Genomic DNA, 16828 nt, shown 5'->3' with positions numbered 1-16828 from the left:
AAGGCTGACGCTACGAAATATTCTATTCTGCGGCCAATCCTTCGGTGAATTGCAGACGTGCGAGACGCGCATAGAGCCCGCCCTGGGCCACCAGAGCGTCATGCGTGCCTTGCGCCACGATCCGCCCCTCATCGAAGACGATGATGCGGTCGGCCTTTTTCACGGTCGCCAAACGGTGTGCCACAATCAGCGTGGTACGGGTTTTTGCCAGGTCCTCGACGGCGCGCTGGACTGCATATTCGCTTTCGGCATCAAGCGCGCTTGTCGCCTCGTCCAAGAGCAGGACAGGTGCGTCACGCAAGATCGCGCGGGCAATGGCTATCCGCTGCTTTTGCCCGCCTGACAGCATCACGCCGCGTTCGCCGACATAGCTTTCGTAGCCGTCGGGCAAGGCGATCAGGAAATCATGGGCGGCAGCGGCTTTAGCAGCTTCCTCAACCTCGGCATCCGTCGCATCAGGCCGTCCAAAGCGGATGTTCTCGCGGGCGGTTTCAGCAAAAATCACCGGGTCCTGAGGGACCAGCGCGATGTGCTGGCGGAAATCCGTTCGCAGCATATGGCGCAGATCAACGCCATCAAGCATTACAGCCCCTTCCTGCGGGTCATAGAAGCGCTGCACCATCTGGATAATCGTGCTTTTGCCCGCACCGGATGGCCCGACCAAAGCCACTGTCTCACCCGGTTCAATCGCCAGATCAACGCCTGCGAGCGCCGAGATATCTGGACGTGACGGATAGCTGAACTGAACATTATCAAAGGTCAGCGCACCTTTGACCGGGCTTGGCACTGGGAGCGGGTCCACAGGATCCTGCACGCTGTCTTCCATCGTCAGAAGTTCGACCAACCGCTCCGTGGCGCCAGCCGCGCGCTGCAATTCGCCCCAGACTTCAGACAAGGCTGCGACCGCGCCCCCGACCATAATCGTATAGATCAGGAACTGGACGAGCCCCCCTTCGGTGATCACCCCGGCTGTGACATCCTGCGAGCCCATGCGCAAGAACAGCACGATTGCCGCAAACACCATGAAGATCACGATGGCCGTCAAAAAAGCCCGCGTGATGATCCGACGCCTTGCCGAGCGATAGCTTTGCTCCGTCACTTCGTCGAATTTGACGCGGCTGAGGTCTTCATGCGTGAAGGCTTGCACGGTTTGGGCCGAGAGGAGCTGTTCTGACGCCCCGCCACTCGATTCGGCGATCAGGTCCTGGTTTTCGCGCGACAGGCTGCGCACACGGCGGCCCAGAAAGATGATCGGAAAGAGCACGACCGGGATCGGCCAGAGCACCATGATGCTCATCTTGACCGAGGTCATCAGCATGAGGATCACGCCGCCGATGAACAACAAGATATTGCGCAACGCGATTGAGGCGGAGCTGCCGATAACCGACAGGATCAATGTCGTGTCGGTGGTAATCCGGCTCAGCACCTCTCCGGTCATGATCCTTTCGTAAAAGGCCGGGCTCATCCCGATCATGCGCTTGAACACAGCCTTGCGGATATCGGCCACGACCCGTTCGCCCAAGCGGGTCACAAGGTAGTAACGAAACGCCGTCCCAAAGGCGAGCAGGACGGCGATGGTGAGCATCGTCGTGAAATGCCGTTCGATATCCCCCGACGACACGCCAAACGCATCCACGATCTGTCCTGCCGCAATGGGCAATGTCAGCGACACCATCGCGGTGAAGACCAGCGCAAAGCCTGCTGCAAACATGTTCAGCTTGTAAGGCACCATATATGGCCACAGCGCGCGCAAGGCACTGACCCTTTTTCCAACGGGCCGGTCCTCTGGGCTTTGCGTCTGTGGGTCTGCCATCAAGCGTCCTTTGTGATCTGGTGGCCTGACATAAAACTGGTGCGCCACATAGACAAGCCAAGTCTGCGTATGCGCGTTATTCGTTTATGAACATGAAAGACTGGAGCGGGCGACGGGAATCGAACCCGTATCATCAGCTTGGAAGGCTGAGGTCTTACCATTACACAACGCCCGCACCGACACAGCGGAAATATTGAACCTTCTAACCAAGGTCAAGAGACGCTTTGGTGTAGACGGCAACTGACATGCTTTAAGGGCTGGTTCTGGACCTTTGCTGCGTTATTGGTGGATTTGGATTTAGCCGCAAAGCAGACGTTGAAGTTGCAAAGAGGCTGCATCATGATTCCGCAGACAAGACCAAGGCACCAGAGGACTTTTCAGGCTTCGAACTTGGCATATAGTTGTGACGCCGTCAGAACAGGAAACAGTGTCTCCGGTACGCACTATCCACCTTGCCAGAAACACTTCTTATCAGATGCTTGGAACCGAGTATCCCAGTTGGAATGCGCTTCGGTTATGCCATTTGAGTCGCGACACTAAACGTCGGACGTTCGGAACTTGTTGGCCTCATCGGGCGTTGGACCCAGCCCAATACTCATCAAATGTGGCTGCCACCTGGGGCAAATCACTCCGCTGCGTCCAGGTACTCCTCCATGGGTGGGCAGGTGCAGGCCAGGTTGCGGTCACCCCAGACGTTGTCGACGCGGTTGACCGGAGGCCAGTATTTGTCCACGCGGAAGGCGCCCGGTGGGAAGCATCCGGTTTCGCGGCTATAGGGCCGGTCCCAGTCCTTCACCAAATCCTCCATCGTGTGTGGTGCATTCTTGAGCGGATTGTTCTCGGCGTCGATCTGGCCGGTTTCGATCTGGCGGATCTCTTCCCGGATGCCCAGCATTGCATCGCAGAACCGGTCTAGTTCGGCCTTGGTTTCAGATTCCGTAGGCTCGATCATCAGTGTACCTGCAACGGGCCAGGACATGGTGGGCGCGTGAAAGCCGCAGTCTGAAAGACGCTTGGCAATGTCATCCACTGTCACCCCTACGGTCTCTGCATAGGGGCGCGTGTCGATGATGCACTCATGCGCTACGCGGCCCGAGGGCCCTTTGTAGAGCACCTCAAATGCACCTTCGAGCCGTTTGGCAATGTAATTCGCGCTGAGGATGGCGACACGGGTCGCTTGCGTCAGGCCTTCGCCGCCCATCATCAGGCAGTAGGCCCACGAGATTGGCAACAATGAGGGCGAGCCAAATGGCGCGGCGCTTACAGCCCCCTCACCACCATTCGGATCACCGGGCAGATGTGCAATCAGGTGGTCCTTGACGCCGATCGGTCCCATGCCGGGGCCACCGCCACCGTGAGGAATGCAGAACGTCTTGTGCAGGTTCAAGTGGCTCACGTCGCCGCCCAGATCGCCCGGACGGCTGAGGCCCACCATGGCGTTCATATTCGCCCCGTCGATGTAGACCTGCCCGCCCGCGTCGTGGGTGATCTGGCAAACCTCAGTCACTGTCTCTTCAAAGACGCCGTGGGTCGAAGGATAAGTGATCATGCAACCAGCGAGATTATCCTTGTGCAGTGCGGCTTTTTCTTTGAAGTCATCCAGATCGATATCGCCATTCGCATCTGATTTGACCGGGACAACCTTCCAGCCGACCATTTGGGCAGAGGCCGGATTCGTGCCATGGGCACTCATCGGGATGAGACAGATGTTGCGGTGCGCCTCGCCGTTGGCACGGTGGTATCCCGCGATGGTCAGAAGCCCTGCATATTCACCTTGCGCCCCGGAATTCGGCTGCATTGAGATTGCGTCGTACCCCGTCACGTCGCAGAGCTTGGCGGACAGGTCATCGATCATCTCAGTATAGCCCGCCGCCTGATCTTTGGGACAGAAAGGATGTAACAGCGAAAACTCGCGCCAGCTGACCGGCATCATCTCTGCGGCCGCATTCAGCTTCATCGTGCAAGAGCCCAACGGGATCATCGCACGGTCCAGCGCCAGGTCGCGATCAGAAAGGCGCCGCATGTAGCGCATCATCTCTGTTTCAGCCCGGTTCATGTGGAATACTGGATGGGTCAGAAAATGCGTGGTGCGGATCAGCTTTTCCGGCATGTGATAATGCGGCGTATAGTCCTTATCCTCACGGTCGATGCCAAACGCCCGCCAGACTGCCTCGATGTCTGAGGGCCGTGTGCGCTCGTCCAGCGTGATGCCGACTTTGGTTGTGCCAACCGCGCGCAGGTTGATCCCTTCATCAACTGCAGATTTCATGACCGCTGACTGCAAGGGCCCAACATCCACGGTGATTGTGTCAAAGAAGGTCGTGGGGCGTACATCAAACCCGCCCTGCTTCAGACCTTCGGCCAGACGCGCGGTTTTGCGGTGGATGCGTTGCGCGATGGCTTTCAGCCCTTCAGGCCCATGAAAGACAGCATAGAATCCGGCCATCACCGCCAGCAAGGCCTGTGCGGTGCAGACATTGGATGTGGCCTTTTCCCGTCGGATATGTTGCTCGCGGGTTTGCAGCGACAGGCGATAAGCGCGGTTGCCGTGGCTGTCGATTGAAACCCCGACAATCCGGCCGGGCATGGAGCGCGCAAATGCCAGTTTCGTGGCCATGTAGGCAGCATGCGGGCCGCCATAACCCACGGGCACGCCAAACCGTTGCGTTGTGCCAACGGCAATATCCGCTCCCATCGCGCCCGGTTCTTTTAACAGGGTCAGGGACAGCGGATCGGCTGCAATGATCCCAATCGCTTTGTTGTCATGAAGCTGCGTGATCTGATCGGTGAAGTCACGGAGATGGCCGTGGGTGCCTGGGAACTGAAAGATCGCGCCAAAGACCACGCTGGCATCCAGATCGTCAGGTGCGCCAACTACCACCTCAATCCCCAAAGGTGCGGCGCGCGTTTGGATCACTGCAATGTTCTGCGGGTGGCAATTCGCGTCCACAAAGAAGGCCGTGGCCTTTGATTTGCTCACGCGTTGGGCCATGGTCATCGCCTCAGCGCAGGCCGTCGCCTCGTCCAACAAGGACGCATTTGCGATCTCAAGACCGGTTAGGTCGGACACCATCGTCTGAAAATTCAAAAGTGCCTCAAGTCGCCCCTGACTGATCTCAGGTTGGTAGGGTGTATAGGCTGTGTACCACGCAGGGTTCTCTAGAATGTTGCGTTGGATAACCGGTGGCGTCACCGTGCCGTGATAACCCTGCCCAATCAGCGAGGTCAGGACCTTGTTCTTGGAGGCCGTGACACGCATGTGGTGTAAGAGCTCCCTTTCCGACTTGGCCTTGCCAAAGGCGAGCGGTTTTTGTTGGCGGATCCGTTGCGGTAATGTGTCGTCAATCAATGCGCCAAGGTCTTTTGCCCCCACGACGGCCAGCATCTCTTCCATTTCCGACGGCGACGGGCCGATATGGCGACGGTTGGCGAAATCATAAGGCAGATAGTCTGTGGGTGTGAAAGTCATGGCGCGTCTCCGTTACCCGATCATCGCTTTGTAGGCGGCTTCATCCATCATGTTGTCCAGTTGCGAGGGGTCAGACGGTTTGATTTTGAAGAACCAGCCATCGCCAAACGCGTCTGAATTGGCCAGACTCGGGTCTTCGGCCAAGGCTTCGTTCACCGCGGTAATCTCTCCGTCCACCGGTGCCAGAATGTCTGATGCAGCTTTTACACTTTCGATTACGACGATTTCGTCATCTTTGGTGACACTTGTCCCCACTTCCGGCAGTTCCACAAACACCAGATCGCCCAATTGGGTGGTCGCATGATCGGTGATGCCGACGATGTAGACATCCCCATCAGCCCTGAGCCATTCGTGCTCTTCGGTGTATTTCATGGCATATCTCCCTTTTATCGTTTGAAATTCGCGGGTGTGAATGGGAGCTTTGCCACACGCAGCGGCTGTCGCTTACCGCGTAGCTCTCCAAAGATGGTGGTGCCGACCTCGGCCTGTGCGGCAGGCACATATCCCATGGCGACCGGCCCCCCCACGGTAGGCCCAAACCCACCAGAGGTGATGACGCCAATCGGAGTTTCGTCATCCACATTTGCAAAAAGCACGACACCTTCACGCATCGGCGCGCGGCCTTCCGGGATCAGGCCAACCCGCCTTTTGCGCGCTCCCGCTGCGAGTTGGCCCAGAACGATGTCGGCGCCCGGAAAGCCCCCGGCGCGGGCGCCGCCAGACCGGCGCACCTTTTGGATGGCCCAATGCAAGGTCGCCTCAACCGGTGTCGTTTCCGCGTCAATGTCATGCCCATGCAGACAAAGACCCGCCTCAAGTCGCAGGGAATCCCGCGCACCCAAACCAATTGCTTCAACGTCGGGATGATCGAGCAGAGCTTGTGCTAGCGCTGTAGCATCCCCCGCCGGCACCGAGATTTCAAAACCATCTTCTCCGGTGTAGCCAGACCGGGACACCCACGCCACGGCCCCGTTCAGTGTTAGGGTGGCCACGTCCATAAATGCCATGTCACGCACGCGTGGATCCATCTTTGCCAACACTTCTTCGGCGGCAGGCCCCTGCAGCGCAAGAAGCGCCCGATCGGTGAGCTCGGTGACAGTGATATCTGGCTCCAGCGTCGCTCGCATCAGCGCGATATCCGCTGCTTTGCAGGCCGCATTCGCAACCACAAACACATGGTCGCCCCGATTGGCCAGCATCAAATCGTCCACGATCCCGCCCTGATCGTTGGTGATAAACCCATAGCGCTGACGGTTTTGAGGCAAGTCCAAAATGCCGACTGGAACCAAACTCTCCAGCGCCAGCGCCGCATCCGCATAGCTTTCGCCCGACACGACCACTTGACCCATGTGGCTGACGTCAAACAAGCCCGCCTTGGTGCGGGTGTGCAGGTGTTCTTTCATCACCCCTAGGGAATACTGGACAGGCATTTCGTAGCCAGCGAAAGGCACCATCCTCGCGCCAAGCGACCTGTGCAGGTCATGCAGGGGAGTGTGAAGCAAATCTGACATCGCGCACCATCACCTTTCGCAGGTCCGCGCGATTGTTCACATCAAGCGGCACCGGTTGGTCCGAGGGCTTAGCCCCCGCTTTGGTGCCTCCTCTGTCCATTTGCCTGAGATCGCTATCCCTTCGGCGGGTGCGCTTGCACCACTCTCCAGAGTTATTCCCCACTGCGTCGGTCCTGTGGCCTGAGAGATTCCGAGGCGGTTGCTCCTTCGGCACCAGCGATCTGGTTCTCCCGACGTGTGGGCTATATGTCTCCTATCGGAAATTTTGGTGTAGTACTAGAGAATTAATCATGCCGAAATGGGCGCAAGGGCGGTTCAGTTTTAACGTTCTCCATGATCTCGAACGACTGTTTCGGTGATTTGCATTCCATCGCAGCATGACAGCTGCCGCACATTCGAGCGCTTACTACACTCGCGATAGCCATCCACACAGGGGTGAGCTTCGTCCCCAGGGGTTGCAGTCGTTCAGCCGTCGATCACGCTGCCTCAGCACCCGCGGGATATGGTCAAGGGCTGCAGTGGGGCGCCTGCACGGGCGGCCCTAAAGACCAGTAGACGACGCTTGCTGCGCGTGCGATGGCAGACAGGAAGACCTTCGGACATCTAGCATATCGGGTTGCCACGCCCCGCCAGTCCTTGAGCCTGCCGAACATGATCCCGATCCGGTTGCGACGTTTGTACCGCCGCCAACCGTATTTCGCAGTTGTCTTGAGTCGCTTTCGATCGGGGGTGAAGATAACCCCGCTCAGAACACGCAGCTCATCGACGCGTGGCTTACCCATGGGCCCCCTGGAACAAGGGCTCAAGGCAAGCCATCTGCGCATCTGTGAGCCAGAAAAGATCAGACAAATTCAGCGCTCGTTTGCGAGCCGTCAACCATGCCATTTATCGGAATTCAATGGGTCCTGACTCTAACGGACCAGAACGACGTCTTCGCGGATATTTAGCGCCTCTGTCGCAGCAGCGATCAGATATTTGGCGACCGCCCAGCGCGATATCAGGCCGTTGCGCCATATGGCGGAGTCGCACAACACCTGATAGCTGAGCGCATCGCGGTTATCGGTCAGGATCACGGGCCGCACGATAGTCCAATCAAGTGCGCTTTGCATGATCATCTCTTCCTGAATATCCTTATCCGCATATGGCCGCCCAAGGATCGCACGGTGGCCCATTCGCTCAATCGTGCTCATCGCGGACTGGCTGCGGCCCGCGCCGAAACCGGTGACGGCAAGAAGCCGTTTGACGCCGGCCTTCTCCATCTCCGGCAGAAGAACCTGAGTAGAGGCGGAAAAGAGCGTCACCTTTTTCCACAGTTTGCCGAGCGTCTTTTCAACGCCCAAAGCGTAGATCACCGCATCCACCCCATCGAGCGCACCCGCCACATCGGCAGCGACCAGCGCATCGCCCGCCACACTCTCTAGATTGTCGCGCGGTGCCATCTCGCCCGCGCGACGGGAAAAGGCGCGCACGATCAGTCCCCTGGCGAGCCCCACCTCAACAGCGCATTTCCCAATCCCCGAGGTCGCTCCCATAATCAGCACGCGCTTGGTCATTTGTTCCCTTTCTCAGGCCGGTTTCTGTGCCGTCCCCATGAAAATCACCATCGTGCCCGGCAACCTGCCAAAGAGGAAATCTCCGCGCCGGTTGATCCCGCGCGGCCCAAGTCCAACGGTTTTGCCGGGGCTCAGGCCCGCATTCTCCAACTCACGGCGCAACTCAGCAGGTTTGATGAACATGGCCGGGTCATGCGTGCCTTTGGGCAGGATGCGCAGGATATCCTCGGCCATCGTGATCGTCACAAAGCGGGCAAGAGGATTGCGGTTGATGGTGTCGAAAAGGAGGACACCACCGGGGCGGAGGACACGCGCGACCTCAGAGATGACCTGCGTCAGGTCGCTGACATGTTCCAACACATCCACGCAGACAACAGCATCAAATGCATCGTCCGGGTAAGGCAGCGCCTCGCCCACACCGACATCATAGGTGATCTCGCGGCCCGTCGCTGCTGCATGTGCCCGCGCCGCTGCGATTGCATCTGCGGCGGGGTCTATTCCAGTAACCTTCGCACAAAGGTCATGGATCGCCTCTGCCATGAAACCACCTGCGCAGCCAAGGTCCAGCACGTCCTTGCCGGGCCAATCGATGAAGCGATCAAACCAGGCGAGCCTGCCCGGCACCATGTTCTTCAGCGTGCGAACCCAGCGGATATCGTCCGACCACCATTGATCGGCCACATCATCATAGATTGCCAGATTGTTCCGCTCCGGGTTTGCCATCTTCGCGCTTTCATCTTGCCCGGACAACAAGCTAGCCCTTTGGACACGGTTTCAAGCGTCAGAGATGTCGCGGTTTATGCGAGCAGCGCCACTGGCGCTGGCGCGGTACTCACCCCTGCGCTGGCCACGCTGAGCGGCCAGCGGATGAACAGGATCGCAGTGTCCGTGATCTGATGTGCAGCAAGCGTTGCGGCGATATCCGCAACGCCGCATGTTGCAGTCACCTGTCCGGGCCGCTGCGCATTGGCAACAATCTGCACCTCAAGCGGGATACCGCGATGGCTTCGCGCGAGCTGGTCCGAGATATCCGCCGCGGCACCTACCCCCATATAAAGTGCCACACAGCCGCCGGGTTTGAGATCGCGAACGGCCTCCGGAACGACATAGCCGTTCTTCAGATGTCCGGTGCTGAATGTCAGCGTGTTGATCTCATCCCGCTCGGTCAGGCTCTCGCCCATCGCGGCAGCGGCGGCGCAGGCGGCCGTTACGCCGGGCACGACCTCCACCGCAACTCCGGCCTCTTTCAGTGGGCGCATCTCTTCATTGCTGCGACCAAAGATGCCGGGATCGCCGCATTTCAAGCGCACAACCCGTTGTCCGCGTTTCGCCGCCGCCATCAGTGTCTGGCTGATCTTCTCTTGCGGCCAGCTATGGCATCCGGGGGCCTTGCCGACATAGACCCGCTCCGCATCGCGGCGGGCCAGTTCGAGGATCTCAGGTTCCAAGAGCCGGTCGTAATAGATCACATCCGCCTCTTGCAGGCGCTGGACGCCGCGCAGGGTGATCAGGTCTTTCGCGCCCGGCCCCGCGCCGACGAGGCTGACGCTGCCTTCTTGCCTTGTGCCGAACTCACCGGTTTCGATGGCCGCCTTGATCATCTTGGCCGCGTCCCGCTCAGCTCCGCTGGCAAAGACCCGGCGAGGGGCATCGTTGAACACCCAGCGCCAGAGATCCCGTCGGGCGCGCGGGGCAAGTCGGGCGGCAGCGGCATTACGCAAGCGCCCCGCAAGATTGGCCAGATCGCCCAGACGCGGCTCCAGCACCTCCTCCAGCTTTGTTTTGATCTGCCGGGCAAGAACCGGTGCCGTGCCTTCCGTGCCAATGGCTACAACCACCGGATCGCGGTCCACAATGGATGGCGTGATCGCGTCGCAAAGACCTGGCTGGTCGACCACATTCACCGTAGCCCCGCCCGCCTTTGCCAGCGTATGCAGTGCCATATCGGCACCAGGGCAACCGGTCGCTACGAAAACCAAAGCAGTTTCAGCGAAAAGCGCGGGCGTTATCGGGCCGGTCATATGCGTGACGCGGCCCTCGGCCACCAGACTGGCCAATTCATCGTCAAGCTGAGGCGCAAGAATCGTCACATTGGCTTCGGTCTTCAGGATCAGTCGCGCCTTCTGCGCGGCCTGCTCGCCTCCGCCAGCGATCACCACGCGGCGTCCGGCCATCTGAAGAAACATCGGAAAGGTTTTCATGCGGACAGGCTTTCTTGTTGGTGGCGGGTGGCCCAAAGGTCATCGGCCATGTCTTGTGCGGCGGCAAAATCGGGCGCGGCTTTCAAGGTCCACAAGGCCAACGCCGCAGTTCCCGTAACGGTCGCGACGGCAAAAGGATCATTGACCGTCCCGCGCCAGAGCCCGCGCAGATCGACTTTGTGGTCCACTTCGTGCAGGCGGCGCGTGGCGTCCAAGATGGGTGGCGCGCTGGCTTCGATATGCGCGCCATCCCGCAGGCCAAACACCTGAATGGCCTTGCCCGGATGCCGTTCGAACTCGCCGCCGCCGCCCTTGATGATGCTCAGATCGCGCTGCCCCAGCATTTCAGCCGCTTGCGCCTGCAGGCTACGGTACGAGGGGTGAAACACGCCTTGCACCGTCGCCGGCGCACCTGACGGGTTCCACATGCGCAAAACCGTGTTGAAGCAGGACCGCAGGCCAAACGTGTCGCGCAGCTTCAGAAGCGAAAACGCGGCGGGGCTGAGCGCTTCGAGTGGCGTGTAGCGCACATGCGGCCCGGCGAGTGCCAACGCGTCGCGGACGGATGCGGTGACGGATTGATGAGAGTTCCAGCCATGCATCGAAATCGTATAGCCCGCCTGCCCCACAAGCCGCGCGGCCAGCAGAAAGAGCGGGGCACCCCGGCTGCGCCCGGCGGCATAAGACGGCCAATCAAGATCAGCCTGCGTGAGCTTTCCTTGCACATGCGCGCGCAAGGCGGCGGTGAAGCCGGCGATCTCTTCTGCTGTTTCCCCACGCAAACGCATGACCATCAAGAGTGCGCCAACGGCCTCAGGCGCGGCTTGCCCTTGCAGGATCAGCGTCATCGCCTGCTGCGCCTCATCCAGCGTCATGGACCGGGCGCGGCCTTTGCCGCGTGCAACGATCTGGACAAAGGGCGCGAGGCTCATTCGGCGGCCATCGGAACCGATGCCTCCTCCAATAGGGCCGCGAGTTCGGGCTTGCAGGACCCACAATTGGTACCCGCACATGTGACTTCCCCCAATACGGCAACACTGCGCGCACCCTCGGCTGCGGCCACGAGCAATGTGTTACGGCCCACATTGAAGCACGCGCAGACCGTCGGGCCAGGATCAGGCTGATCGGCGGGCGTGCGCCCCGCAAGCGCCTGTAGCGGTGCGGTCGTCGTCCCGATCACTGCGACGACCGCCGCGCGGGAGAGGATGACGGGTTTGGGCGAAGCAAAGAACAAGGCCGCGACCTTCCCGTCCACCTCAATGGCAACGCGGACATCACCGGTGGCCGGATCGGTTTGCAACGCCACCTCGCCCGCGGTTAAACCGCTCAGCTCGCGTGCTGCCGCCACCCAATCATCCGGGATCTTGCGCCCGGCCAGTTCCGCCTGCCAGCCTGTCTGTGTCCGGGCAATGGCCGCGTAAGGCGTTTGCGGGGTCAGGGAGGCTGCCGCAGCCAGAAACCCGTACCATTTCGGGCGATAGACACTGGCATTCACCGCCCCGGCCTTGAGCGCCGGTTGCCCCGAAAACGGATCGGTCACAGGCATTGTCACTGCGTTGATCACCCCGTGCTTGGTCCGCTGCCGCGTCCAGTGCATCGGCGCGAAAAGCTGGCCGGGTGCTACCCGCGACGTTACCAGTGCGCGCAAGACTGCGCTGCCGTAGATGTTCTCAACTTCGATCAGATCACCGGGGGCAACCTTGAGTGACGCGGCATCGGCAGGGTGGATTTCGAGATACGGTTCGGCCAGATGCGGACCAAGGCGCGCGGATTTGCCGGTGCGCGTCATCGTGTGCCACTGATCGCGATTGCGACCTGTATTGAGGGTAAAGCGCGGGCTGGTCAATGCCGGTGCGGTCACCGGGATCATCCGCGCCTTGCCGTCCGGGTGATAGAATTGGCCATCCGCGAAAAAGCGTTTGTCATTGTGGGGCCACTGGGTCGGGATCAGGTTCGCGTAGTCGGCGTCAGCAAAGATGCTCAGGTCCAGATCGCGCGGGAAATGTGAGACTGCCGCATCCAGCGCCACGTATTCGGCGAACACATCGGCAGGCTCTTCGTAGGCAAAGGCAGCGCCAAAGCCCATACGGGTGGCCACGTCGCTGATGATCGACCAGTCAGGACGGGCTGATCCCGGCGCAGGCAAAAACGCCCGCTGGCGCGAAATCCGTCGTTCGGAGTTCGTGACCGTCCCGTCCTTTTCGCCCCAGCCTGTTGCGGGCAGGCAGACATGCGCCAGATCGCTCGTATCGGTACGATCCATGATGTCGGATGTCACGACGAAGGGCACGTTCCGAATGGCCGCTGCGACCCCGTCTGCATCAGGGAGCGACACGGCAGGGTTGGTGGACATGACCCACAAGGCCTTGATGTCACCCTCCGCACAGGCCTTGAAGAGATCGACCGCTTTCAGCCCAGGTCGCATGCAGATCGTCGGGCTCTTCCAGAAATCCTGCACAGCCTGCCGGTGATCGGCATTGCCAAGCTCCAGATGGTTGGCGAGCATGTTGGCGAGGCCACCAACCTCGCGCCCACCCATGGCGTTGGGCTGGCCAGTGACCGAAAACGGGCCCATCCCGGGTTTGCCGATCCGACCCGTTGCCAGATGACAGTTCAGGATCGCGTTGACCTTATCCGTCCCGCACTGGGACTGGTTCACGCCTTGGGAATAGATCGTGACAACCTTTTCAGTTCCGGACCAAATGGCGTTGAAACTGGCGATCTCCTGCTGTGAAAGGCCCGAATCCGCCGGGTTCGACTGACGTGCGACCGCAAGCGCATCGGCCAGTCCGTTGACGTGATGATGGGTGTACGTTGCATCAATGCGATTGTGATCGGCGATGTATGTCAAAAGCTCGTTGAATAGGGCGACATCCCCATCCGGCGCGATCTGCAGATGCACATCAGCCAGATCGGTTGTGGCCGTCCGACGCGGATCGATATTGACGATCCGCATGTCTGGCCGCGCCTCTTTTGCAGCAGCGATGCGCTGAAACAGCACAGGGTGACACCAGGCGAGGTTTGATCCGACGAGAACGATCAGATCAGCCTCTTCCAGGTCTTCATACGTACCCGGCACGGTATCCGTCCCAAAAGCGCGTTTGTGCCCCGCCACGGATGAGGCCATGCAAAGCCTTGAATTCGTGTCGATATTCGCCGACCCGATGAAGCCTTTCATCAGCTTGTTGGCGACGTAGTAGTCCTCGGTCAGCAACTGGCCTGAGGCATAGAAAGCCACGCTGTCAGGGCCGTATTCGGCGATGGCGGCGTTGAATTCGTCGGCCACCAGATCAAGTGCCATATCCCAGCTGGCGCGCTGGCTTCCCACTTTCGGGTGCAAAAGCCGCCCTTCGAGATCAATGGTCTCCCCCAAGGCCGACCCTTTTGAGCAGAGCCGCCCATAGTTCGCCGGATGGTCCGGGTCACCCTTGATCGTGCCGTCAGGCCCGGCCAGCACACCGCACCCGACGCCGCAATACGGACAGGTGGTGCGGGTCAGGGTCATGCAGCGGCCCTTGCGCGCAGAAACGACCGGTCGAGCAGGATGCGGCCCGCTTCGACCCGGGCGGGGTACGTCGCGACCCGCCCCTCATCCGCCCCTTGCGCCTCGCCCGTTTCCAGCGAAATCACCCAATTATGCAGGGGGCAGGTCACCGATTTGCCGTGCACGATGCCCTCGGCCAAGGGCCCGGCTTTGTGCGGGCAGGCATTGTTGAGGGCGAACACCTCATCCTCGGCTGTGCGGAAGACAGCCACGCACCCTTCAGAGGTCTTTACCACCCGCGCGCCGCGTTTCGGGATGTCATCAAGGGCCGCGATATCGATCCAGTTGTTCATTCCGCAGCCTCCAAGGAGAGATTTGCAAGGGGCTGATAACTCTCGGCTTTCTTCGCCGCATGCTCGGCCCATGGGTCCTTGCGATAGATGGATTGGCTCAGTTCGAACCTGTCGACCAGTGCCTGCTGGGTCTGCGGATCGTCGATCTGTTCCTTGATCCAGTCCAGACCAACCTTCGCCATCCACTTATAGATACGGTCGAGATACTTGGCATTTTCGCGATAAAGCTGCGTGACCGCTTTGATCACATCAATCGTCTCTTCCTCGGTCGCGACCTGCACCAGAAGCTCAGTTTCCTTCACATCCATGCCCGCGGCGCCGCCTATGCTCACCTGATAGCCGCTATCGACGCAGACGACGCCGATATCCTTGCAGGTCGCCTCCGCACAGTTGCGCGGGCAGCCCGAGACCGCCATTTTCAGCTTGTGCGGTGTCCATGACCCCCACATCTCTTTCTCGATCTTGATCCCCAGCCCGGTGCTGTCCTGCGTCCCAAACCGGCAATGATCGGTGCCCACACAGGTTTTCACCGTCCGCAGCCCCTTGGAATAGGCATGGCCCGACACCATGCCTGCCTTGTTCAGATCGGCCCAGATGTTCGGCAGATCTTCACTGCGCACACCAAGAAGGTCGATCCGCTGACCACCGGTGACCTTGACGGTCGGCACCATGTATTTGTCAGCGGCATCGGCAATCGCCCGCAGCTCATCCGGTGTCGTGATCCCGCCCCACATGCGGGGCACCACACTGAAGGTGCCGTCTTTCTGGATATTGGCGTGCTTGCGTTCGTTGATGAATCGGCTTTGTGGATCGTCCTGATATTCCAGCGGCCAATCGGCGAGCAGGTAGAAGTTCAGCGCCGGGCGGCAGACATGGCAGCCGCAAGAGGTTTTCCAGCCGCATTCCTGCATCACCGCCTGCATTGAGGTCAGTCTTCGGGATTTGATCATGCGCCGCACATCCTCATGCGTCATATCAGTGCAGCCACACATCGGTTGCGCGGTGGGCATGACAAAGTCATCTCCCAGCGTGACCGCCAGCACCTGTTCGACCAACCCCGTACAAGTACCACAAGACCCCGACGCCTTCGTCACCGCCCGCACAGCACCCAGATCAGAGGCGCCCGCCGCGATTGCGTCTTCGATTTGGCCCTTGCAGATTCCGTTGCAGCCACAGATCTCCGCGTCACGCGGTAAGGCTGCAACAGCTGCTAAAGGGTCCAGGGGGGTCCCCCCTTGATAGGCCGGCCCGAAGATGAGCGTGTCGCGCATCTCGGCGATGTCGGTCTTGTCCTTGATCAGCCCAAAGAACCAGTTGCTGTCAGCGGTATCGCCATACATGACGGCCCCGATGACCACGTTGTTTTCGATGATCAGGCGGCGATAGACGCCACGCGCCGGGTCGCGGAAGACGATGTCTTCCCGGCCTTCCCCGTCGGCGAAATCGCCAGCGCTAAAGAGGTCGCAGCCAGTGACCTTCAGCTTGGTTGAGAGTTCCTTCTGAACGAATGTGTCGTCCTCGCCCATCAGTGTTTTCGCAACCACTTTGGCCTGATCGTAAAGCGGGGCAACGAGGCCGAAGATGGCACCGTCATGCTCAACACATTCACCGACGGCCAAGATATCCGGGTCAGAGGTCACCATCTGGTCATCCACATGAATACCCTTGCACACGGCCAGCCCTGCCTCTTGCGCGAGCTGCACATTGGGCCGGATGCCCACCGCCATGACCAGCAAATCGCAGGGCAGTTCCGTACCATCATCCAACAAGAGCGCCTTAACATGGCCCTCATCGCCCAGAATTTCCTTGGAATTGGCGGAACACTTGACGGTGATGCCTTTATCAACCAGCGCCTTGCGCAAGAGATATCCGGCGGCCTCGTCCAATTGCCGCTCCATCAGGTGGCCCATGATATGGACGACCGTGACATCTACGCCGCGTGCCGCCATGCCCGCAGCCGCCTCCAGCCCCAAAAGGCCACCGCCGATGACGACAACCTTGTTGTCGGGGCCAAGCGCCATCATGCACTCGGTGTCTTCAAGGTCGCGATAAGCGATCACACCTTCCAGATCATGGCCAGGCAGAGGGATCATGAACGGGTTCGAGCCGGTGCCAAACAGCAGTTTGTCGTAAGGCAGGACATCACCGTTCTCAGCGGTAACGGTCTTCGCCGCCCGGTCAATTTGCGCCACGCGCTCCCCAAAGCGGCAGGTCACCCTGTGGGCGTTGTACCATTCAGCATCATGGGTAACGATCTCTTCATAAGTCTTTTCCCCGGACAAAACCGGCGACAGCATGATCCGGTTGTAGTTCCCGCGCGGTTCCGCGTTAAAGAGCGTGACGTCATAATCACCCCCCGCCTCAAACAGATGCTCCAGCGCGCGACCGCTGGCCATGCCAGCGCCGATGACGATCAGTTTCTCAGTCATGGCAACCCCCAACGC

Annotated in this window: 11 protein-coding genes, 1 tRNA gene, 1 pseudogene and 1 riboswitch; all 13 genes and pseudogenes read right to left on the bottom strand. The window is 59.9% G+C overall.

The genetic code is table 11. From position 1 onward, the window contains the following. Nucleotides 1-22 precede the first annotated feature (22 nt). Complete coding sequence (locus SLH47_RS02335; RefSeq protein WP_320237721.1) at nt 23-1813, bottom strand: ABC transporter transmembrane domain-containing protein; 1791 nt, start codon at nt 1811-1813, stop codon at nt 23-25. Nucleotides 1814-1914: 101 nt separating this feature from the next. Beyond that, a tRNA-Gly gene (locus SLH47_RS02330) sits at nt 1915-1988 on the bottom strand. A gap of 450 nt (nt 1989-2438) precedes the next feature. Next, nucleotides 2439-5282: an aminomethyl-transferring glycine dehydrogenase gene (gene gcvP, locus SLH47_RS02325; protein WP_320237720.1), complete on the bottom strand. Its 2844-nt coding sequence runs from the start codon at nt 5280-5282 to the stop codon at nt 2439-2441. Nucleotides 5283-5294: 12 nt separating this feature from the next. Next, complete coding sequence (gene gcvH, locus SLH47_RS02320) at nt 5295-5654, bottom strand: glycine cleavage system protein GcvH (protein ID WP_320237719.1); 360 nt, start codon at nt 5652-5654, stop codon at nt 5295-5297. Nucleotides 5655-5668: 14 nt separating this feature from the next. Next, nucleotides 5669-6793: a glycine cleavage system aminomethyltransferase GcvT gene (gene gcvT, locus SLH47_RS02315; protein WP_320237718.1), complete on the bottom strand. Its 1125-nt coding sequence runs from the start codon at nt 6791-6793 to the stop codon at nt 5669-5671. Between the two features lie 158 nt (nt 6794-6951). Then, a riboswitch (glycine riboswitch) is annotated at nt 6952-7036 on the bottom strand. Between the two features lie 263 nt (nt 7037-7299). Then, nucleotides 7300-7521 (bottom strand): annotated as a pseudogene (locus SLH47_RS02310) (hypothetical protein); the annotation flags it as partial. Nucleotides 7522-7704: 183 nt separating this feature from the next. Beyond that, nucleotides 7705-8346 carry an NAD(P)-binding oxidoreductase gene (locus tag SLH47_RS02305; RefSeq protein ID WP_320237717.1) on the bottom strand — a complete coding sequence of 214 codons (642 nt, stop codon included), beginning with the start codon at nt 8344-8346 and terminating at the stop codon, nt 7705-7707. A gap of 12 nt (nt 8347-8358) precedes the next feature. Beyond that, nucleotides 8359-9069 (bottom strand): bifunctional 2-polyprenyl-6-hydroxyphenol methylase/3-demethylubiquinol 3-O-methyltransferase UbiG, encoded by a 711-nt coding sequence (ubiG, locus tag SLH47_RS02300; RefSeq protein ID WP_320237974.1) that lies wholly within the window; start codon nt 9067-9069, stop codon nt 8359-8361. A 74-nt stretch (nt 9070-9143) separates the two neighbouring features. After that, nucleotides 9144-10547 (bottom strand): siroheme synthase CysG, encoded by a 1404-nt coding sequence (gene cysG / locus SLH47_RS02295; protein WP_320237716.1) that lies wholly within the window; start codon nt 10545-10547, stop codon nt 9144-9146. Beyond that, the gene (locus SLH47_RS02290; protein WP_320237715.1) at nt 10544-11479 is read right to left on the bottom strand and encodes a glycosyl transferase family protein; all 936 of its coding nucleotides are present in this window, start codon (nt 11477-11479) and stop codon (nt 10544-10546) included. Before SLH47_RS02290 ends, cysG begins: the two co-directional genes overlap by 4 nt. After that, the gene (locus tag SLH47_RS02285; RefSeq protein ID WP_320237713.1) at nt 11476-14052 is read right to left on the bottom strand and encodes a nitrate reductase; all 2577 of its coding nucleotides are present in this window, start codon (nt 14050-14052) and stop codon (nt 11476-11478) included. Before SLH47_RS02285 ends, SLH47_RS02290 begins: the two co-directional genes overlap by 4 nt. After that, nucleotides 14049-14384, bottom strand: a complete 336-nt coding sequence (gene nirD, locus SLH47_RS02280) for a nitrite reductase small subunit NirD (RefSeq protein WP_320237712.1) — start codon at nt 14382-14384, stop codon at nt 14049-14051. The genes SLH47_RS02285 and nirD overlap by 4 nt, the downstream gene beginning before the upstream one ends. Then, nucleotides 14381-16813, bottom strand: a complete 2433-nt coding sequence (gene nirB, locus SLH47_RS02275; protein WP_320237711.1) for a nitrite reductase large subunit NirB — start codon at nt 16811-16813, stop codon at nt 14381-14383. Before nirB ends, nirD begins: the two co-directional genes overlap by 4 nt. Between the last annotated feature and the right edge of the window lie 15 nt (nt 16814-16828).

Source organism: Cognatiyoonia sp. IB215182, from assembly GCF_033963905.1.
GTDB lineage: Bacteria > Pseudomonadota > Alphaproteobacteria > Rhodobacterales > Rhodobacteraceae > Yoonia.
The sequence above is the reverse complement of the archived record's forward strand: the minus strand, read 5'-3'. Positions and strand labels throughout refer to the sequence as shown.

Coding starts and splice junctions, on each gene's coding strand:
- SLH47_RS02335 (WP_320237721.1), bottom strand. CDS start 1,813: ATGGCAGACCCACAGACGCAAAGCCCAGAGGACCGGCCCGTTGGAAAA.
- gcvP (WP_320237720.1), bottom strand. CDS start 5,282: ATGACTTTCACACCCACAGACTATCTGCCTTATGATTTCGCCAACCGT.
- gcvH (WP_320237719.1), bottom strand. CDS start 5,654: ATGAAATACACCGAAGAGCACGAATGGCTCAGGGCTGATGGGGATGTC.
- gcvT (WP_320237718.1), bottom strand. CDS start 6,793: ATGTCAGATTTGCTTCACACTCCCCTGCATGACCTGCACAGGTCGCTT.
- SLH47_RS02305 (WP_320237717.1), bottom strand. CDS start 8,346: ATGACCAAGCGCGTGCTGATTATGGGAGCGACCTCGGGGATTGGGAAA.
- ubiG (WP_320237974.1), bottom strand. CDS start 9,069: ATGGCAAACCCGGAGCGGAACAATCTGGCAATCTATGATGATGTGGCC.
- cysG (WP_320237716.1), bottom strand. CDS start 10,547: ATGAAAACCTTTCCGATGTTTCTTCAGATGGCCGGACGCCGCGTGGTG.
- SLH47_RS02290 (WP_320237715.1), bottom strand. CDS start 11,479: ATGAGCCTCGCGCCCTTTGTCCAGATCGTTGCACGCGGCAAAGGCCGC.
- SLH47_RS02285 (WP_320237713.1), bottom strand. CDS start 14,052: ATGACCCTGACCCGCACCACCTGTCCGTATTGCGGCGTCGGGTGCGGT.
- nirD (WP_320237712.1), bottom strand. CDS start 14,384: ATGAACAACTGGATCGATATCGCGGCCCTTGATGACATCCCGAAACGC.
- nirB (WP_320237711.1), bottom strand. CDS start 16,813: ATGACTGAGAAACTGATCGTCATCGGCGCTGGCATGGCCAGCGGTCGC.